The organism is Hylemonella sp. GW821-FHT12C09 (assembly GCF_058807395.1).
The window spans coordinates 433293-452709 of the sequence record NZ_JBXAQQ010000001.1 but is presented as its reverse complement, the minus strand read 5'-3'; the positions used below and the strand labels follow the sequence as shown (position 1 = coordinate 452709).

The window sequence follows — 19417 nt, the reverse complement described above, 5'->3', positions numbered from 1 at the left end:
CTCGCTGCGATTTCTTCGCAAGTTCCGGGTGGCGATGGTCAGCTCAGCCGTTTGCGCACCATCTCGATATAGTTGCGCAGCGCGTAGAGCTCGTCGGCATACGACAAAGGCACCTTCACCCTGGCCGCGCGCCCTTCCAATTGGTTCAGCGCCTGCAGCAGCTCCTCGCGGCTGCCGTCGCCGGACTGCATGCGTTCCTCGATCTGGCGCAGTTGCCCGTACCAGCGGAACACGCGGGAGCGGATGCGGAATTCGTACAGCGGCGGCACGATGCGGCTCAGCGGCAGCAGGATGGCGATGATGATGCCCAGTGCCAGCCACATGCGTTCCAGCAGATTGGCCAGCGTGAAAGACAGGTAACGCTGCAGCAGCGGCACGCCGTTCTTGAGCGTGCGCTCGGCTTCCTGGGCCAGCGGAAACTCGGTCTGCCCGGCGTTCGGGAATTCGCGGGCCCGGTTGAACCAGCCCGCCGGTCCGTGCAGCTTGAGTGCGGCCTGCGAGAACAGCTGCAGCAGGGCCGGGTGCACGTCGGGTGTGGCCAGCAGGGTGGTGGTGGTGGCGATCAGGCGCACATCCTGCGCCGGAATGTCCCGCGCCAGGTCCACCACGCCACGCGGCAAGGTGACCGGTGTGAGAAAGGTGAAGCGGCGCGCATAGGCTTCACTCTGGCTGAAGTCCATCAGCCGCACGTCCGGCGTCTGCAGCAGCATCTGCACCATCAGCGATTCGGGTGCCGAAGCCAGCACCAGTGCGTCGATCTCGCCGGCCAGCAGCGCCATCACCGCCGGCGTCTGATCCAGGCGCGAGAGCCGCATGCTGGCCGGGGCGATGCGGTTGGCCTCGAACAGTCGCTCCATCAGGCGCGGCACGCCGCTGCCCTCGGCGCCCACGTTCAGGCGCAGGCCCTTGAGTTCCCCCAGCGCGCTCAGCTTGCCCTGGCGGTTCACCTTGCGCGCGGCGTCGGCGCGGTAGAACAGCCAGACCGGCTCGACGAACAGGCTGCCCAGCGATTCGAGTTCGTCGTCTTCGCTCGGGGCGGCCGTGCCGCCTTGCACGAAGCCGATGTCCACCTCTCCCGCGCGCAGCAGGGCCAGGTTGTCAGCCGCGCCCTGGCTGGGCCGGAGCTGGACCTGGATGCCATAGGCCGCCAGGGACTGGGCATAACGCTTGCCCAGCTCGTCATAGGCACTTTGCGCGGGCCCGGTGGCCAGCGTGATGCGCCGCGGCGGCATCGGGTCCAGCCACCAGTAGGCCAGCGTCAGCAGCAAGAGGGCCAGCAGCACGAAGGGCGCAGCCGAGGCCCAGAGGTCGCGCAAGGAGAGCAGGGTGTGGCGCAGGGCAGCAGGCATGGGGGTGCTTCAGCTGGCGGCGAACTCGGCCGCACTGGGCCAGTGCTGCTCGCCGACTGTCAGGCCCTGTGCCGCATGCACCGCATTGACCACGGCGCGTGCTGTCGCCTCGGCCGCCAGGGTGGCCAGCAGCAGCATGTCGGCTTCCTTGCCGCTGGTCCCGGTGCCCAGCGCAAACAGCGTGTCGCCGTCGAGCATGGTGTGCACAGGGTTGATGCTGCGCGCCAGCCCGTCGTGCGCCACCTGGGCCAGGCGCTGGGCCTGGGTCTTGCTCAGCACGGCGTCGGTGGCGATCACGCCGATGGTGGTGTTGTTGCCCGCCAGCAGGTGTTGCGGCAGGTGCCCGTCCAGCATCGCGTCGCGCGTGTTCTGCAGGGCATGGCCGTCGGCCGTGCGGGCGCCGGCGATCACCTGCCCGGTGGCCGGCTCCAGCACGTCGCCCACTGCGTTGCAGACCACCAGCGCGCCCACAGTGAAACCGCTGGCGCTGACCGAGGCCGTGCCCACGCCGCCTTTCATGGCGCGCGCCATGCCCAGCAGCTTGCCTACCAGCGCCCCGCTGCCTGCGCCCACATTGCCCTGGGCCGGCGTGCTGTGGCTGGCGGCCATGCAGGCCCGGTGGCCGGATGCGGCGTCGGGGCGGATGCGTCCATCGCCCACACCCAGGTCGAACACCACGGCCGCCGGCACGATGGGCACCAGGCCGTGGCCGGTGTCCAGGCCGATCTCGTTTTCTTCCAGCCAGCGCATCACGCCGCCGGCGGCGTCCAGGCCCCAGGCGCTGCCGCCGGCCAGCAGCACGGCGTGAACGTGGGGCACCAGGTTGCCTGGGTGCAGCAGATCGGTTTCGCGTGTGCCGGGCGCGGCGCCACGCACGTCGACGCCGCCGATGGCACCCTCACGTGCGATCACGACGCTGCAACCGGTGGGACGACGTGGATCGGAGTCATGACCGACTTCGATGCCGGCCACGTCGGTGATGGCGCCCGGGTAGGGCAAGTGCTGGAAAGTCATGCGCCGATTATGCGCATCCTGCCTAGTCGACGACCTGGATGCGTACCGGCACCACGCCGGCGTTGATGCTGGCGATGGCCTTGAAGGCCGAACTGGAGAGGTCGATGATGCGTCCCTTCACGAAAGGCCCGCGGTCGTTCACGCGCACCATCACGCTCTTGCCGGTCTGCGTGTTGGTGACCTTGAGCCGCGTGCCAAAGGGCAGGGTGCGGTGTGCGGCCGTCAGCTTGGCCTGGTCGAACAGCTCGCCGTTGGCGGTCTTGCGGCCGTGGAACTCATTGCCGTAATAAGAAGCCTGGCCCGTTTCGCTGTGCCCGCTGGCAGCGGATGCGCCACCACCGCTGCCGGATTTGGGCGTGCTGCTGCAGCCGGCCAGGGCCAGCAGGACCGCGGCGCAGAGCCAGCCGGCCAGCAGGCGCAGCGGCGGTGGGGGGAGGACTGTGGCAGGGTTCTGGGACATGGGGCGCTCCGTGGTCGCGGTTCACTATACCGAGCCGTGCGCCGGGATGTCCCTGCCCAGGGCCCTGTCGCGACGGATTGCCGCATGGACGCGACAGACGGCGCTGCTCTGTGGCGCGGGCCCGGTACCGGCTCAGGCGAACCGTGACCAGAGATGGGGGCCGAAGACCAGCAGCCCGATGAGCAGGGCCCCGATGGCGGCGATCAGCACGGCGGCCGCGGCCACGTCCTTGGCCTGCAGGATCAGGGGGTGGAATTCCTGCGTGACGGCATCGGCCAGGAACTCCAGCGCGGTGTTGAGGGCCTCGGCCATCCAGACCAGCGTCATGGCCAGCACCAGCCAGCACCAGTCGGCCCGCGACAGCCCCAGGACCAGACCGGCCGCCACCACCACGACCGTGGCCACGGTATGGAGCCATGCGTTGTGCTGGGTCAGCAGCAGGGTGCGCAGGCCAGCCAGTGCATAACGAAAGCTGTGCAGGCGCGCGGCGAAGCTGAAGGGCTGATGCATGGTGCGGGATCGTTCTATACTGTATTTATGTACAGTTATGTTTCCGGGCAAGTTCCGACGCTACGGTCCGTCACTCTAACGAGCCGGTGGGCGGGCCCGCTCGGGACTTACCCGCGCGTGCGCAGCCCGCAGGGCAGGCCTGACCATGGCTGACTTCAAGATTCCCCTGCAGACCCTCAAGGGGCGGGGCGCGGCCACGCGCAACGCGCACCGCTTCGAGCAGGATGCCCGCGCGGCGTTTGACGACGGCTGGTCGACCTGGGACGAGGCCTGGTCGGCGGAGGCGCCGAAACTGCAGACGGAAGTCCGCTGGGAGGACGCCCGCAGCGCGCTGGTCGGCAACGATTCGCCCGACATCGCCTTCGACCAGTCGATCAACCCCTACCGCGGGTGCGAGCATGGCTGCAGTTACTGCTACGCCCGGCCCACGCACAGCTACCTGGGCCTGTCGCCGGGGCTGGATTTCGAGCGCGTGATCATCGCCAAGCGCGGCCTGGCTGAACTGTTGCGTCAGGAACTTTCGGCCCGGGCCTACCAGCCCAGCATGATCGTCATCGGTTCGGTCACCGATGCCTACCAGCCGGTGGAGCGTGAGCTGAAGATCACGCGCTCGCTCATCGAGGTGCTGCGCGAGGCGCGCCATCCCTTCTCCATCATCACCAAGTCCAGCGGCGTGGAGCGCGACCTGGACCTGATCGCACCCATGGCGCAGGAGCATCTGGCGGCGGTGTATGTGACCATCACCACGCTGGACGGCGAACTCGCGCGCCGGCTGGAGCCGCGCGCCGCCTCACCGCAGCGCCGCCTGCGCACCATCCGTGCCCTGGCCGAGGCCGGCGTGCCGGTGGGCGTGAGCGTGGCGCCGCAGATTCCCTTCATCAACGAAGACATGGAGCAGGTGCTGGAAGCGGCCGCGGCGGCCGGCGCCCAAAGTGCCTTCTACACCGTGCTGCGCCTGCCCTGGGAACTCAACGAAGTGTTCCAGCAGTGGCTCAGCCTGCACTACCCGCAGCGCGCGGCGCGCGTGATGGCGCGCATCCAGGAGATGCGCGGCGGCAAGGACTACGACAGCAACTACGCCACGCGCATGAAAGGCAGCGGCCTGTGGGCCGACCTGATACGCCAGCGCTTCCACAAGGCCTGCGCCCGCCACGGCCTGAACCGCGGGCGGGTGGAACTTGACCTCTCGCTGTTCCGCCCCGGTCTGGCGCGCGGGCAGGGCAGCCTGTTCTAGCGGGCGTGCCTTGCGCCGTACGCCTTACTTCTGTACCGGTTCGATGGTCAGCACCGTGTAGGCGCCCTTGATCTGCTCGGCGGTGAAGCGCACGTTGTCGCCGGCCTTGACCTTGTCCAGCAAGGCGGGGTCCTGGACCTGGAACACCATGGTCATCGGCCCCATGTCGAGGTTGGGGATCTCGCCGTGCCTCAGGGTGATCTTCTTCGCCGACTTGTCCACCGTACGCACGACGGCTTCGACCTGGGGCCGGGCGTTGCTGCTCGGGCTGGCGCCATCGTGGCCATGCGTCTTGCCGGTTTCGTGGGCCAGGAGGGGGCCGCTGAGGGCCAGCAGCAGGGAGAGGGTCAGGGTGGAGAGCTGGTTCATGGGGGGTCTCATCTTCAGGCGGGTTATCGATTATCGGTAGGACTGGAACACACGGGCCGTGCCACCGCGTTGCACCAGCAGCACGTCGTAGGGGTCCTTCAGGCCGCCGTACTCGGGGCCGTCCATGCCGGGTGAACCCACGGGCATGCCGGGCACGGCCAGGCCGACGGCGACGGGCTTGTCTTTGAGCAGGCGCTGGATCTCGCGTGCCGGCACATGGCCTTCGAGCACATAACCGTTCACCAGGGCGGTGTGGCAGGAGCCGAACTTCTCGGCCAGGCCCAGGCGCTGGCGGACCTCGTTCTTGCGGTCATTGCTCACGTCATTCGTCTTCACGTCGAAGCCGCTGGCCTGCAGGTGCTTGATCCAGTCCTTGCAGCAGCCGCAGTTGGCCGTTTTCCAGACCTCGACCATGGGGCGCGGGGGCTGGGCGGCCAGGCCCAGGCCTGCCAGCGTTGCGGCCGCCAGGGCGACCGAGGTGTGCAAGAGTTTGCGTCGATTCATGGTTGACTCCTTGTGACGGTGATGCTGCCCTTCATGCCGGCCTGGAAGTGGCCGGCGATCAGGCACGCGAATTCGAACTGGCCGGCGCGGTTGAAGGTCCAGACGATCTCGCCGCGCTGGCCGGGCTTGACGTGCGTCATATAGGGCTCGTCGTGCTCCATGCCCGGATGCTTGATCATCTGCTCGGCGTGGGCGGCGAGCTCCGCGGGGGTGCCGATGACCAGTTCGTGCAGCAGCTGCCCCTTGTTCTGGATGCGCAGGCGCACGGTCTCGCCCTGCTTCACCTCGATGCGGTCGGGCGCGAAACGCATGTTGTCGGTCATGACCAGGGTGATGGTGCGCCTGACGTCTTTGGCGTCGCCGGCGATGCCCCAGTCCTTCTGCTCCTTGACCACGGGCGCATGGGTGTCGGCTTTGTCGCCATGGGCCCAGGCCGGGCTGGCGCCCAGCAGGATGGCGCCCAGTATGTAAACAAGGTGTTTCATGGTGTCCTCAGTGATGTGTGTCGTGTGACGTGGGCTTGACCGCCTTGACTTCGACGGCGCCCTGGCCGCTGTCTGGAGCGGCAGCACGGGGTGCTGCGGGGGGCGCGCCGGTCCACTCGTAGGCCTGAGTGCCGGCAGGTTGCTGGAACCAGCCCGGGTCGCTGTAGTCGCCGGCCTTCTGGGTGCGGCGTACCTTGAGCATCGAGAACATGCCGCCCATCTCCACCGGGCCGTAGGGGCCGGTGCCGGTCATCATGGGCAGGGTGTTCTCGGGCAGGGGCATTTCCATCTCGCCCATGTCGGCCATGCCGCGCTCGCCCATGACCATGTAGTCGGGCACCAGCTTCTGCAGCTTCTGCACCAGGCCGCGGTGGTCCACCCCGATCATGGTCGGCACGGCGTGGCCCATGGGGTTCATGGTGTGGTGGCTCTTGTGGCAGTGGAAGGCCCAGTCGCCTTCCTCGTCGGCGACGAACTCCACCTGCCGCATCTGGCCCACGGCCACGTCGGTGGTCACCTCCGGTGCGCGTGCCGCCATCGGCCAGGGGCCGCCATCGCTGCCCGTCACCACGAACTCGTGGCCGTGCAGGTGGATGGGGTGGTTGGTCATGGTCAGGTTGCCCACACGGATGCGCACCTTGTCGCCCAGGCGCACGTTGAGCGTGTCGATGCCGGGGAAGGCGCGGCTGTTCCAGGTCCAGAGGTTGAAGTCGAGCATGGTGTTGATCTTCGGTGTCGCGCTGCCGGGCTCGATGTCGAAGGCATTGAGCAGGAAGCAGAAGTCGCGCTGCACTTCGCTGATCAGCGGATGTTTCGTCTTCGGGTGCGTGACCCAGAAGCCCATCATGCCCATGGCCATCTGCGTCATCTCGTCGGCATGCGGGTGGTACATGAAGGTGCCGGGCCGCCGCGCCACGAACTCGTAGACAAAGGTCTTGCCCACGGGGATCTGTGGCTGGTTCAGCCCGCCCACGCCATCCATGCCGTTGGGCAGTCGCTGGCCATGCCAGTGGATGGTGGTGTGCTCGGGCAGCCGGTTGGTGACGAAGATGCGCACGCGGTCGCCTTCCACCACCTCGATGGTCGGCCCCGGGCTCTGGCCGTTGTAGCCCCACAGGTGGGCCTTCATGCCCGGCGCGATCTCGCGCACCACGGGCTCGGCCACCAGGTGGAATTCCTTGACGCCGTTGTTCATGCGCCATGGGCAGGTCCAGCCGTTGAGCGTGACCACCGGGTTGTAGGGGCGGCCGCTCGCGGGCTGCAGCGGGGGGGCGGTGTCTGGCGTCTCGCGTTGCACCGGTTCGGGCAGCGCGGCCATGGCCACCTTGCTGACCGAGGCCGCGGCCACGGCAGTGAGGGCGGCGCCGCCGAAAAAATGACGTCGGTTCATGTTCAATGTCCTCGTGCGGCCGGGGCCGCAGCGGCGTTGCCGCGCAGTTGGGTGAGCGCGCCAGGCGAGGTCGCGGTCAGGGTGAGTTGCAGGTCGGCGTCGGCCAGCCAGAAGTCGCGCTGGGCTTCCAGCGCCTGGTTCACGCTCAGGCTTTGCTGGCGAATCTCGCCCAGCAGGTCCCAGACGCTGGAGAGCATGCCGTTGTAGCGCAGCAGCATCTCGTCCCCGATGAAACGCCGCAGCGGCACCACCTCTTCGCGGTAGTGGCGTGCCAGGTCATAGGCGGTGCGCCAGCCGATGTAGGCTTCGCGCGCCTCGCTGCGCGCCAGCACGGCCACATTGCGCACGCGCACGGCCGACTGCAGGTAGAGCGCCTCGGCCCGCGCATTGCGTGCGCTGCCCCAGTCGAAGATCGGCAGCGGCAGCTCCAGCTCCCAGCCGTGCTTCTGTTCGCGCTCGCCGGCGCCATCCACGGTGCTGGTGTGCTTGTAGGCCAGCGTCATGCCGTCCAGGTACCCCGTGGCCTTCACCAGGCCCAGGGCGTCGGCGACCCAGCCGGTCTCGGTGACGGCCAGGCGCACGTCCAGGCGCTCGCGCAGCGCACGGGCTTCCACGTCGTTCTGCGCCGGTGGCCTGGCGGGCAGCTCGGGCAGGCGGGGGCTGAGGGTGAACTGCGCCTGCGCGCCCCACAGTCCCAGCAGGCGTGTGAGCTTCTCGCGCTCGCCGTGGGCGCGCTGCTGCGCGCGTGCCACCTGGGCTGCAGCGTCGGCCACCAGCACCTGTTCGCGCGCCTGTTGCAGTTTGCTGAAGTTGCCCACGCGGGTCATGCGCCGCGCCAGCTCGGCGCCGGCTTCGGCAGCGTCCTGGACGTCACGCAGATAACGCAGGCTCTGCTCGGCCGCCACGGCGTTGATCCAGGCCTTGCGCACCTCCGTGGCCAGGCGCGCGATGTCCTGGGCCGCCTGCAGCTTGGCCAGTTCATGCTGGCGGCTCTGCCACTCGCTCTTCCAGGGCAGGAAGAGCAGGCCCACCAGATCAAAGCGCAGCGCGCGTTCGATCTCGCGCTTGTCGCCTTCGGCCAGCTCGGCGATGGAGAAGTGCGGGTTGGGCACACGGCCGGCCTGCACACGCAGCGCGTCGCTGAGGTCCAGCGTGATCAGTGCCTGCTGCACGGCGGGGCTGCCCAGCAGCGCGATGCGCACGGCGTTTTCGGCACTGAGCGGCTGCCTGAGCAGTTCGGCCACCACGGCTTCGTGGTCCTTGCCGGGGCGTTGCAGGTCCACCGCCACACCGGCGGTGCGGCCCTCGGTGAGTTGCTGCACGTCGGCCAGGTTCTTTTCGGGCGCCAGCGTGGCGCAGCCGGAGAGCAGCAAGGCGGCCAGGGCCAGGCTGCTATGGCGCAAGTGGCGGCGTTTCATCGCGGTGCCTCCTGCGACGGCATCGCTGCCGCAGGGGCTGGTGGCTGCGCCTTTTCCCACTTGACGATGTCCCTGTGGCCGCGCGGGTACTGGCCGACCGCCGCATTGGCGGCCTTCCAGTCCTGCACCTCCTGGACCAGCGCGCTCGCCCCCACGGGCTTCAGGGGCTGGTAGGCGACGGCCGGAACCGGCACATCCGCCGCGGCGGCTGCGGCCGCCTGCTGCGGCAGGGTCTGGGACGGGCCCAGCACAGGCCAGCCCAGCACCGCCAGCAGCATCCATTTCTTGTTCATGAAAGACTCCTCGACAACCTGAAAAACAGGGTTCGCGTACGCAGCGCTGCGGCCATCGGCCGGCTGCGGACGCACCTCGGGTATGAGGGTCAGGAAATGGGCGGTTTGAAGCCGGGGACGGGTTCAGCGCTGGCGTACGGGCGCGCGTGCGATGGCGGCAGAGCCGTGGGCAGCTCGGCGGTACTGGCTGGCACGGGGGCGCTGGCCAGGACGACCGAATGGCAGATCTGGCAGACCGTGCAGCCGGAGCAGTCGGCCTGGGCATGGACGCTGGCCTGCCCGGCAGGGTGGCCCATGTCCTCGTGCGCAGCGTCGTGGCCGTGGTGTAGCTGCGCCTCATGGCATTCGCCGTGAACGGCCGCCGCCGCCGGGGCGGTCGGGAGGGCCTGCCCCAGCCGCTCCATGGCCATGACGTCACCGACCCAGCCGCGCAGGGGCAGCAGGGCGATCATCAGGGCCAGGAAGAGGGCGCGCATGGCGGTAGGGGGTCGGACCATGGCTGAATGATACGGGCTAAGGGAAGAAAGTTCCGATCGTGAAAAAATGGACAGCGCGACCGTCAGCCTTGCGACATACTCGAATACCCATGACCCAGACACAGACTTCCAAGGCACGCATCCTGGTGGTGGACGACACCCCCGAGATCCGCCTGCTGGTGACGACCATCCTGGAGCAGGCCGGCTACGAGGCCCAGCAGGCGGCCGGCGGGGAGCGCGCGCTGGAGAGGGTGAAGCAGGAGCCGCCCGACCTCGTCCTGCTGGATGTGATGATGCCCGGCCTGGACGGCTACGAGGTCTGCGCGCGGCTCAAATCGGACGAAACCACCCGCGCCATCCCCGTCATCTTTCTCAGTGCCCTGGACGATAGCGAGGCGCAGACCCGCGGTTTCGAGGCCGGGGCGGCCGATTTCGTGACCAAGCCCATCAGCGTCCCCGTGCTGCTGGCGCGGGTCAACACCCACCTGGCCCTGTACGCGCAGCGGCGCAGCCTGGAAGGCAAGTTCCGCGACGTGATCGAATTTGCACCGGATGCCATCATCCTGTCCGATCAGGAGGGGAACATCGTGCAGGCCAACGCCCGCACCCTGGCGTTGTTCGCTTATGACCGAGACGAATTGCTGGGCCTTCCGGTGGAGATGCTGTTGACCCCGGAGGCGCGCGCCGGGACACGTGAGAGCCGAGCATCGGTGCTCGGGCAACCCCGGGGGGCGCGCATCGAATCACACACGCGTTGCCAGCGCAAGGATGGCAGCGAGTTTGTGGCGGACGTCAGCGTCAGCGCCTTGCAGGCCAGCCGCGGGCCCCTGCTGCTGGCCATGGTGCGCGACGCCACGAACCGGATCGCGCAGGAGGAGAAGTTGCGCGAGGCGGCGCGTTATGCCCGCAGCCTGATCGAGACCAGCATGGACCCGATGGTGCTGATCGACCTGACCGGCAAGGTGCAGGATGCCAACGATGCGGCCTGCCAGATCACGGGACTTTCCCGCGATGCGCTGATCGGCAGTGACGCGCCCAGCCGGTTCACGCAGCCCGAGAAGCTATATGAAGGCTACAAGCAGGTCATGGCCGAGGGGCAGGCGCTCAACTACCAGCTCACCATCCAGCACGCCAGTGGCCGGACTTACGACGTGCTGTGCAACGCCAGGGCCTTTCGCAATGAGCAAGGCGAGGTGGTCGGCCTGTTTGCCACGGCGCACGACGTCACCGAGAGCCGCCGCATCCAGCAGGAAATCAGCATGTCACGCCAGCGCCTGCGCGAGATGGCGGCGCTGGGCGAGGCCATGCGCGAATACGAGCGCAAGAACATCGCGCGGGAGGTCCACGACGAGCTGGGCCAGGTGCTGACGGCGCTGCGCATGGACCTGACCTTCGCGGAGATGCGCCACGGCAGCCCATCGTTCGAGGTGACGGACAAGCTCCGGGAAATGCGCGGCCTGGTGGACCGCGCCATCCAGGGCGTGCGCAATGTGGCGGCCAATCTGCGGCCCGCCGCGCTGGACATGGGGCTGGTGCCGGCCATCGAGTGGCTGTGCAGCGAGCTGACCCGGCATGCCGCCATTCCCTGCGAGTTTCGTGGCGCCCCGCTGTCGGTCGAACTGCCCGAAGACAGGGCCATCGGCCTGTTCCGCATCGTGCAGGAATCGCTGACCAACATCACGCGCTACGCGCGAGCCAGCCAGGTGCTGGTGACGCTGCAGGAGCAGGGCGCTGATCTGGTGCTGGAGGTGGTCGACGACGGCCAGGGCTTCGACCCGGTGCAGGTCCGCTCGCGCCGCTCCTTCGGCCTGCTGGGCATGGAAGAGCGGGCGCTGGCCCTGGGCGGTCGCGTCGACATCAGCAGTGCGCCGGACCAGGGCGCGCGCGTGCGCGTGGTGGTGCCCCTGCACCAGGCCAGCCAGTGGCGGGGGTACACATGATCAAGCTGATGCTCGCCGACGATCACGCCATTGTGCGCAGTGGCCTGAAACAGCTCTTCACGCTGGCCCCGGACATCGAGGTCGTGGCCGAGGCCGTCGATGGCGCCACGGTGCTGGATGCGCTGCGCCGCCAGCAGCCCGACCTGCTCCTGCTGGACCTCAACATGCCGGGCCTGAGCGGCCCCGACCTCATCGCCCGCATCCGCTCGCACTGGGGCGAGCTGCCCATCCTGGTGCTGAGCATGCACAACGAGCCGCAGGTGGCCGCGCGGGTGCTCAAGGCCGGTGCCAGCGGTTATGTCACCAAGGACAGCGAGATGGAGGTGCTGCTGGGTGCGATCCGCAAAGTGGCCGGGGGCGGCAAGTACATCGTGCCCGAGCTGGCCGAGAAACTGGTCTTTGACGTCTCCCTGGGCAGCGACAAGCTGCCCCACCAGTCCTTGTCGGACCGGGAGCTGGATGTGCTGCGCCTGCTGGTGGCGGGCAAGGGCGTGAACGAGATCGCCGGCCAGCTCTGCATCAGCAACAAGACGGTCAGCACGCACATGGCGCGCCTGCTGGAGAAGATGAACCTCGGCGGCACCGCCGAACTGGTGCGCTACGCCATGCAGCACGGGCTGCTGGACTGAGATCCCGATGGCCGGCGGGTAGGAATCGCCCTACACCGGCCAGCCGATTCCGACAGCCGAACCGGGCGCCTCCGATGGCGGCGCCGGCCTTGCGCCGGCACCATCGCGGTCATGAAGCTGCTCGTCGTCGACGACTCCGAACTGATCCGCTCCCGCCTGGTCGGGCTGATCGAGCGCATACCGGGTATCCAGCCGGTAGCGATCGCAGACAGCCTGCATCAGGCCTTGTACGTGGGTTCCTACTTCCAGCCCGACCTGATCGTGCTGGACCTGAACCTGCCTGACGGCAATGCCGTGCGCATCATCCCGCTGCTCAAGCGCATGCGGGAAGGCCTGCGCATCGCTGTGCTGACCAATGCCGCCGATGACTACAACCGGCAACATTGCGCACAGGCGGGTGCCGACTGGTTCTTCGACAAATCCACCGAATTCGAGCCACTGCTGGCGCTGCTGCATGAGCAGGCGGCAACCACCCACTGAGATCTTCACCCTCAACCTTCAGGAGATTGCCATGAGCATCGAACTGACCTCTGCGACGCAAACGGTGCCTACCGGCACACAGACTTCCATCCGCGAGTTTCTCGCCTTCAAGCTGGGCCGCGAAGAGTACGGCGTGGACATCCTGCGTGTGCAGGAAATCCGCTCCTTCGAGCAGCCCACGCGCATGGCCAATGCGCCGGCCTTCATCCTGGGGGTGGTGAACCTGCGCGGCACCATCGTGCCCATCATCGACATGCGCATCAGGTTCCGCATGGACGAGGTGAAGTACGACAGCTTCACCGTGGTGATCGTGCTCAACATCGGCCGGCAGGTCGTGGGCATGGTGGTGGACGCCGTGTCCGACGTGATCACGCTGGCGCCCGAGCAACTGCGCCCGGTGCCGGAATTCTCCGGCACCATCGACAACAACCACGTGCTGGCCATCGGCTCCGTGGCCGATCGCATGCTGATCCTGCTCGACATCGAGCGCGTCATGAGCAGCGCCGAGATGGGGCTGATCTCTCAGCCGGAACACATGAATACATGTAAAGGAGCATGAAAATGGAATTCGTCAGAAGCGTGAGGATCGGTAGCCGGCTGGGACTGGCCTTTGGCTTGATGCTGCTGCTGCTGGTCAGTCTGGCCGGCAGCGGGCTTTACAGCATGAGTAATCTTCACAAAGAACTTCGCGAGATCGTCGAGATCAACAATATGGAAACCAATCACGTGGTGGCAATGCGTCTCAACGTGAATCGTGTCAGCCAAGCCATGCGCGACATCGTGTTGGTGCCGGACGAGGCGGAAAGGAAGAAGATACAGGAGCGGATCGTCCAGCACCGCATCGAATACGACGCGACCGAGACCAAGCTTGGCAAGATGTTCGATGAGCTGAAAGAAACGACGGATCGGGAGAAGTCCTTGTTTGCTCGTATCAAGCAGCTCAAAGAGCAGAGCCGCCCGATCAACAGCAAGGTTATCGAGTTGAGCTTGGCCAACAAGACGGACGAGGCGATGAAGGTGTTGCTCCAGGACGCGCTGTTGCCACAGAACCAATGGTTGACGGCCTTGAATGAGCTGACCGCCTTCGAGGAACAGCTCAACCATGCGGCCTATGCGCGGTCTGAGCAGACCTACAAGACAGCGCGACTCGTCATGGTGAGTATGAGCGGCGTAGCCCTGGTGCTGGGCTTACTGGCCGCGTTGTTGATCACGCGCTCCATCGTCAGACCCATCAACGATGCTGTCGATATGGCCGAGACCGTAGCGGCCGGCGACCTGTCTGCACGCATTGAGGTGAGCGGCCAGGATGAACCTGGGCAACTGCTGTCGGCCATGAAGCGCATGCAGGGCAGCTTGGTTCGGCTGGTGGCGAGCGTGCGCCAGGGTTCCGAGTCAGTTGCCACAGCCAGCGCAGAGATTGCCCAGGGGAATCAGGACCTGTCGTCTCGCACCGAAAGCCAGGCCAGCGCGCTGGAAGAGACGGCCGCCTCGATGGAGGAGCTGGGCTCCACCGTCAAGCAGAACGCCGACAACGCCAGACAAGCCAACCAGCTGGCGCAAAGCGCGAGCATCGTGGCCGTCAAGGGCGGCGAGGTGGTGGCGCAGGTGGTGGACACCATGAAAGGCATCAATGATTCGAGCAAGAAGATCGCCGACATCATCAGCGTGATCGACGGCATCGCCTTCCAGACCAACATCCTGGCGCTCAACGCCGCGGTGGAAGCGGCGCGGGCCGGTGAGCAGGGCCGCGGCTTCGCCGTGGTGGCCAGCGAAGTGCGTTCGCTCGCGGGTCGCAGCGCGGAAGCGGCCAAGGAGATCAAGACACTCATCACCGACAGCGTGGGCCGGGTGGAACAGGGCACGGCCCTGGTGGATCAGGCCGGCGCCACCATGGCGGAAGTCGTCGGCAGCATCCGCCGGGTGACCGACATCATGGGCGAGATCAGCGCGGCCAGTGTAGAGCAGAGCGCCGGCGTATCGCAAGTCGGCGAAGCCGTCACCCATATGGACCAGGCCACCCAGCAGAACGCCGCGCTCGTGGAGGAGATGGCCGCCGCCGCGTCCAGCCTGAACAGCCAGGCGCAGGACTTGGTGCAGGCTGTGGCGGTGTTCAAGCTGGCGCAAGGGCAGGAGACCCGGGGAGCGCTGCATCGCCCGGCCACCGTGAGCCACGTGTCCGCTACCCGTCCCGCGGCCAGGCCCACGAGCAAACCTGCGCCGGTCGCCCTGTCGGCACCTGTCCCTGGCAAGCCGGTTCCCGCGAAGGCCGAGGTGGCGGGCGGCGACTGGGAAAGCTTTTGAAGCCAGGCGCGGTGCCTGTCCGCGAGCCTTGATCTGAATCAAGTGACGTGCAGGCGGCGATCCCGGTGTGATTTTGTGCATTGACCTGCCATCGCGCGGCATTTAAGCTGAATGTATGTATTCGGCGCGTGACAGCGCGCCGGTGCGGACGACCACTGAGGGCAGGAGTTTTTTCATGAGTTACAGCGAATCCAGCGCCCCGGCGCATACCCAGGCCCATTCGGCCCAGGCCCTGCTGGGCGACAAGGTCATGCTGGCGGCCATCGTCCTGAGTGCCGCGGCCTCGGTCATGCTGGGCTTGAGCTTTGTCGAATCGGGCCAGGCTTGGATCACTTCGGGCGTGCTGCTGGCGGCCGCGTGGGGGATCTATGCCACGGCCAAGGGCAGCCTGACCTCGCGGCTGGCGCTGGCCGTGATCCAGTCCCTCTTTGTGGCCTTGCACATCGACTTGGCGCGCGGCATGACCGAACTCCACTTCGGTGTGTTCGTCACCCTGGCCTTGCTGCTGGTCTACCTGGACTGGCGGCCCATCGTGCTGTCGGCCGTGACCTTTGCCGTGCACCACGTGCTGTTCGACCGCCTGCAGGCGGCCGGTTTTGGCCTGTACTGCCTGACGCAGCCCAATTTCGGTGTCGTCGTGATCCATGCGGTTTATGTCGTGATCCAGACCGCGCTGGAGGTGGTGCTGGCGGTGAGCATGGGGCGCACGGCGCGCCAGGGCTTGGAACTTGGCCATCTTGTGGCGGCCGTGGACCGGCCCGACGGCATCGCCCTGGACAGCGTAGGCACCGTGCCGGTGTCCACGCCGGTGGCGCAGACGCTCAAGACCACCCTCGATCGCATGGCGTCGACCGTGGCTTCTGTGCGCAGTTCTGCCAGCAGCATGGACGTGGCCTGCGCCGAGATCGCCTCAGGCAATCACGATCTCTCGGCCCGCACCGAAAGCCAGGCCAGCGCCCTGCAGCAGACCGCGGCCTCGATGGAGGAGCTGTCCTCCACCGTCAAGCAGAACGCTGACAACGCCAGACAAGCCAACCAGCTGGCACAGAACGCCAGCACCGTGGCCGTCAAGGGCGGCGAGGTGGTGGCGCAGGTGGTGGACACCATGAAGGGCATCAATGATTCGAGCAAGAAGATCGCCGACATCATCAGCGTGATCGACGGCATCGCCTTCCAGACCAACATCCTGGCGCTCAATGCCGCGGTGGAAGCGGCGCGGGCCGGTGAGCAGGGCCGCGGCTTCGCCGTGGTGGCCTCCGAGGTGCGCTCGCTGGCCGGACGCAGTGCCGACGCCGCCAAGGAGATCAAGACCCTGATCACCGACAGCGTGAGCCGGGTGGAGCAGGGCAGCACCCTGGTGGACCAGGCCGGCAGCACCATGAGCGAAGTGGTGGCCAGTATCCGGCGCGTGACCGACATCATGGGTGAGATCAGCGCGGCCAGCAGCGAGCAGAACAAGGGCGTGTCGCAAGTGGGTGAAGCCGTCACGCAGATCGACCAGGCCACGCAGCAGAATGCCGCGCTGGTGGAAGAGATGGCGGCGGCGGCCAGCAGCCTCAAGAGCCAGGCCCAGGAACTGGTGCAGGCGGTCAGCGTGTTCAAGGTGTCGCAGGCCCAGTCCTCCGCCGTCGCCCCGGCCTCGGCGCCGCGCTACAACCCGCCCGCACCCCGTGCGGCGGCGGTACCGCACCGCGTGGCCGCCGCACCGGCCCCGGTCGCCCGGCCCGCGCTGGCCCCGGCCGCCAAACCGGCGGGTGGCGATGACTGGGAGAGTTTCTAAGCCGCTGCCTTGAGCAGGCGCTCGATGTCCTGGGCCGGAACCGGCTGCGAGTACAGGTAACCCTGAGCGGCATCGCAGCCAAAGGCCAGCAGGCGGTGGCGGATGTCGTCGGTTTCCACGCCTTCGGCGATGGTCTTGAGGTTCAGGCTGCGTGCCATCTGGATGACGGCGCGCACGATGGCCTCGTCGTCCGGATCGGTGGCCAGGTCGCGCACGAAACTCTGGTCGATCTTGAGCTTGTCGATGTCCAGGCGCTTGAGGTAAGACAGGCTGGAGTAGCCGGTACCGAAATCGTCGATGGCCAGCTTCACCCCCAGCTGCTTGAGCTGACGCACGCTGGTGAGCACGCTCTCCACGTTCTGCAGCAGGATGGACTCGGTCAGCTCAAGCTCCAGCAGCTGCGGTGCCAGGCCGGATTCGGCCAGCGCGCCTGACACGGACTGCTCCACATTGCCGCGCTTGAACTGGATGGCCGAGAGGTTGACCGACATGGTCAGCGCAGGCAGGCCGGCCTGCTGCCACAACACGGCCTGCCCGCAGGCCTGGCGCAACACCCAGTCACCGATGGGCACGATCAGGCCGCTTTCCTCGGCCACGCCGATGAAGCGGCCGGGCGCCACCAGGCCCAGCTCGGGGTGCAACCAGCGGATCAGCGCTTCCACGCCCGTCAGGCGACCGCTGACCAGGTCGTACTGGGGTTGGTAGTAGAGAACGAATTCCTGCCGCTCCAGCGCACGGCGCAGGCCGTTGCGCATGAGCAGGTGCTCGCCGGCTTCGGCATCCATCGTGAGGTCGAAGAAATGGTAGGTGTTGCGGCCGGACTCCTTGGAGCGGTACATGGCGAGGTCGGCCTTCTTGCGCAGGGTCTCGAAGTCGCGTCCGTCGTCCGGTGCGATGGCCACGCCCAGGGAGGCGGATGAGGCCAGGTCCTGGTTGCCGATCCGCAGGGGTTCCTGCAACCGCTCCATGATCTTCATGACGATGGCCAGGACGACTTCGCTGTCGGGCAGGTCGCGCAAGACCAGGAGGAACTCGTCGCCCCCCTGGCGGCTGATGGTGTCGCTGTCGCGCACGCAGCTGCGCAGGCGGCGCGCCACCTCCTTGAGGAACTCGTCGCCCGCCGCGTGGCCCAGGGTGTCGTTGATGGACTTGAAGTTGTCCAGGTCCAGGTAGACCAGGGCCACCTTGGTGTGGCTGCGCTCGGCCTGGGCCATGGCCTGCTCGAAGCGGTCCTGCACCAGCAGGCGGTTGGGCAGGCCGGTCAGGGTGTCGTGGTAGGCCAGGTACTCGATGCGCTGCTCTGCGCTTTGGCGGTCGGTGATGTCCGAGCCGATGCCGCGGTAGCCGGTGAAGACACCTTGTGCGTCGAACATGGGCACGCCGCTGATGGAGAAGGTTCGCAGCTCGCCCTGCACGGCGCGGACCTGGTAGACGAAGTTGCGGAAGGGTTCGTGGCGGTCGAGCATGGCGCGGTGCTCTGCCCATTGCGCATCGCTGACGCCGACGATGGGCATGTCCCAGCGCGTCCAGCCCAGGTAGGTGTCCACCCCGGTCTTTTCCAGGCCCCGCGACATCAGGGTGAAGCGGTAGCGGGTGTCCTGCTCCCAGTACCAGTCGGTCGACATTTCCGCCAGGCTGCGAAAGCGCGTTTCGCTGTCCTGCAGGTACTGGCGCTGCACGTCCTGCGCCTGGACCATGGTGTTGAAGGTCTGGACCAGAGCACCGATTTCGCCGCTGGCGGTCAGACGGAGCTGACGGGCCTCGCCTTGCTTGTGCTGCAGTTCACGCACATGCTGTGTCAGTGCGCCCAGCGGGGCCAGGGCCTTGCGCATGACCAGCCAGATCAGCAACACGACCACCGCCGTGCCCGCCGCGATGGCCAGCAGCAGGAAGTCGCGTGCCTGCTCCAGCGATTCGGTGGCCTCGCTGACGGGCAGGTTCATGCTGAGGATCCATGGCACGGTGCTCAGGTGCTTGAAGCTGCTCACCACTTCTTCGCCGCGCGAGTTCACGGTTGTGTCGCTGCCTTCAAAACCTGCCACGGCGCGATCGACCAGCGGGTTGAGTCCCGGCAGGACGATGGGCTGGAGGATGCGCTGGGGATTGCGGTTGGAGATGAAGATCCGGTCTTTGGTGAAGAGCGAAACGTAGCCGGTCTGGCCCAGCTTGAAGTCATGGAGGTCGGAGAGGAAGTTGCGCCCCAGCAGTTCGATGCTGCCATGCAGTCGGCCGACCATCTCGCCCTGGGCATCGAGCAGGGGCAGCGCCATGGTGATGACAGGTCGTCCCCCGGCCCGCACCGAGGCAAAGGGCTTGGAGATATAAGGTTGGCGGGTTTCGCTCACCACCTTGAAGACTTCCAGGCTGGACACATCCCGTCCGCGCCGACCGGGCAGGTAGGGGGATTCGGCCACGACGCGGCCCCGCGCATCGATGATCAGGATGCCATTGGTGAAGAACGTCTTCAGGTAGCTCTTCTGATCCAGAAAATCCTGCGCCACTTGCGCGTTCTGCAGGGCCTGTGGCGGCACTTGCTCAGCCACCTGGGTCAACAAGGTCTGGCTCTGGCGTATCTTGTCGTCGATGTTGTCGGCCAGGGTGGTCGCCAGGACGAACTGCTCGTGGTACAGGTTCTGGCGAAAACTCTGGTCGAAATGGCGCAGGACCAGCCAGGTCAGCAGGCTGGCAAAGCCCACGAAGAGCAGGGCAACGGCCAGCACGACGCGGGTCTTGAGGCTGGACTGTCGAAACCGGTTCAGAGGCATGGCCTATATATACCGCGATT

The 19417-nt window shown here is 66.9% G+C and carries 19 protein-coding genes; 7 read left to right on the top strand and 12 right to left on the bottom strand.

Features of this window, described 5'->3' with window-relative positions:
• Nucleotides 1-38 precede the first annotated feature (38 nt).
• The 4 genes from AC1RRP_RS02290 to AC1RRP_RS02275 all read right to left on the bottom strand — a co-directional run bounded on the left by AC1RRP_RS02290 (nucleotide 39) and on the right by AC1RRP_RS02275 (nucleotide 3333).
• Complete coding sequence (locus AC1RRP_RS02290) at nucleotides 39-1349, bottom strand: TAXI family TRAP transporter solute-binding subunit (RefSeq protein ID WP_493032838.1); 1311 nt, start codon at nucleotides 1347-1349, stop codon at nucleotides 39-41.
• Nucleotides 1350-1358: 9 nt separating this feature from the next.
• Nucleotides 1359-2363 carry a P1 family peptidase gene (locus tag AC1RRP_RS02285; protein ID WP_493032836.1) on the bottom strand — a complete coding sequence of 335 codons (1005 nt, stop codon included), beginning with the start codon at nucleotides 2361-2363 and terminating at the stop codon, nucleotides 1359-1361.
• A gap of 22 nt (nucleotides 2364-2385) precedes the next feature.
• Nucleotides 2386-2823: a septal ring lytic transglycosylase RlpA family protein gene (locus AC1RRP_RS02280; protein WP_493032835.1), complete on the bottom strand. Its 438-nt coding sequence runs from the start codon at nucleotides 2821-2823 to the stop codon at nucleotides 2386-2388.
• A gap of 132 nt (nucleotides 2824-2955) precedes the next feature.
• Nucleotides 2956-3333 carry a diacylglycerol kinase gene (locus tag AC1RRP_RS02275; RefSeq protein ID WP_493032833.1) on the bottom strand — a complete coding sequence of 126 codons (378 nt, stop codon included), beginning with the start codon at nucleotides 3331-3333 and terminating at the stop codon, nucleotides 2956-2958.
• 145 nt (nucleotides 3334-3478) lie between these two features.
• Between AC1RRP_RS02275 and AC1RRP_RS02270 the strand changes: the two genes are divergently transcribed.
• Nucleotides 3479-4567: a PA0069 family radical SAM protein gene (locus tag AC1RRP_RS02270; RefSeq protein WP_493032831.1), complete on the top strand. Its 1089-nt coding sequence runs from the start codon at nucleotides 3479-3481 to the stop codon at nucleotides 4565-4567.
• Nucleotides 4568-4591: 24 nt separating this feature from the next.
• On the opposite strand, the gene AC1RRP_RS02265 is transcribed toward AC1RRP_RS02270, so the two are convergent.
• The 7 genes from AC1RRP_RS02265 to AC1RRP_RS02235 form a co-directional block, all read right to left on the bottom strand.
• Entirely contained in the window at nucleotides 4592-4936 is a 345-nt protein-coding gene (locus tag AC1RRP_RS02265) for a copper-binding protein (protein WP_493032829.1), read from the bottom strand.
• Between the two features lie 30 nt (nucleotides 4937-4966).
• A complete protein-coding gene (locus AC1RRP_RS02260; protein WP_493032827.1) occupies nucleotides 4967-5440 on the bottom strand; it encodes a DUF411 domain-containing protein in 474 nt (157 codons plus the stop codon).
• On the bottom strand, nucleotides 5437-5925 hold the full coding sequence (locus AC1RRP_RS02255; protein ID WP_493032825.1) for a cupredoxin domain-containing protein: 489 nt from the start codon (nucleotides 5923-5925) through the stop codon (nucleotides 5437-5439). The genes AC1RRP_RS02260 and AC1RRP_RS02255 overlap by 4 nt, the downstream gene beginning before the upstream one ends.
• Nucleotides 5926-5932: 7 nt before the next feature.
• Nucleotides 5933-7315, bottom strand: coding sequence for a multicopper oxidase family protein (locus AC1RRP_RS02250; protein ID WP_493032824.1), 1383 nt, complete (start codon nucleotides 7313-7315; stop codon nucleotides 5933-5935).
• A 2-nt stretch (nucleotides 7316-7317) separates the two neighbouring features.
• A complete protein-coding gene (locus AC1RRP_RS02245) occupies nucleotides 7318-8733 on the bottom strand; it encodes a TolC family protein (protein WP_493032822.1) in 1416 nt (471 codons plus the stop codon).
• The gene (locus AC1RRP_RS02240) at nucleotides 8730-9026 is read right to left on the bottom strand and encodes a hypothetical protein (RefSeq protein WP_493032820.1); all 297 of its coding nucleotides are present in this window, start codon (nucleotides 9024-9026) and stop codon (nucleotides 8730-8732) included. Before AC1RRP_RS02240 ends, AC1RRP_RS02245 begins: the two co-directional genes overlap by 4 nt.
• A gap of 89 nt (nucleotides 9027-9115) precedes the next feature.
• On the bottom strand, nucleotides 9116-9523 hold the full coding sequence (locus AC1RRP_RS02235; protein WP_493032818.1) for a hypothetical protein: 408 nt from the start codon (nucleotides 9521-9523) through the stop codon (nucleotides 9116-9118).
• Between the two features lie 89 nt (nucleotides 9524-9612).
• Between AC1RRP_RS02235 and AC1RRP_RS02230 the strand changes: the two genes are divergently transcribed.
• The 6 genes from AC1RRP_RS02230 to AC1RRP_RS02205 all read left to right on the top strand — a co-directional run bounded on the left by AC1RRP_RS02230 (nucleotide 9613) and on the right by AC1RRP_RS02205 (nucleotide 16632).
• A complete protein-coding gene (locus AC1RRP_RS02230; protein WP_493032816.1) occupies nucleotides 9613-11442 on the top strand; it encodes a hybrid sensor histidine kinase/response regulator in 1830 nt (609 codons plus the stop codon).
• On the top strand, nucleotides 11439-12071 hold the full coding sequence (locus tag AC1RRP_RS02225) for a response regulator (RefSeq protein ID WP_493032814.1): 633 nt from the start codon (nucleotides 11439-11441) through the stop codon (nucleotides 12069-12071). Before AC1RRP_RS02230 ends, AC1RRP_RS02225 begins: the two co-directional genes overlap by 4 nt.
• Nucleotides 12072-12182: 111 nt before the next feature.
• A complete protein-coding gene (locus tag AC1RRP_RS02220) occupies nucleotides 12183-12551 on the top strand; it encodes a response regulator (RefSeq protein WP_493032812.1) in 369 nt (122 codons plus the stop codon).
• Between the two features lie 31 nt (nucleotides 12552-12582).
• Entirely contained in the window at nucleotides 12583-13110 is a 528-nt protein-coding gene (locus AC1RRP_RS02215; protein ID WP_493032810.1) for a chemotaxis protein CheW, read from the top strand.
• 2 nt (nucleotides 13111-13112) lie between these two features.
• On the top strand, nucleotides 13113-14852 hold the full coding sequence (locus AC1RRP_RS02210) for a methyl-accepting chemotaxis protein (protein WP_493032808.1): 1740 nt from the start codon (nucleotides 13113-13115) through the stop codon (nucleotides 14850-14852).
• 175 nt (nucleotides 14853-15027) lie between these two features.
• A complete protein-coding gene (locus AC1RRP_RS02205) occupies nucleotides 15028-16632 on the top strand; it encodes a methyl-accepting chemotaxis protein (RefSeq protein WP_493032806.1) in 1605 nt (534 codons plus the stop codon).
• On the opposite strand, the gene AC1RRP_RS02200 is transcribed toward AC1RRP_RS02205, so the two are convergent.
• Nucleotides 16629-19397, bottom strand: a complete 2769-nt coding sequence (locus tag AC1RRP_RS02200; protein WP_493032804.1) for a bifunctional diguanylate cyclase/phosphodiesterase — start codon at nucleotides 19395-19397, stop codon at nucleotides 16629-16631. The genes AC1RRP_RS02205 and AC1RRP_RS02200 overlap by 4 nt on opposite strands.
• Nucleotides 19398-19417 lie beyond the last annotated feature (20 nt).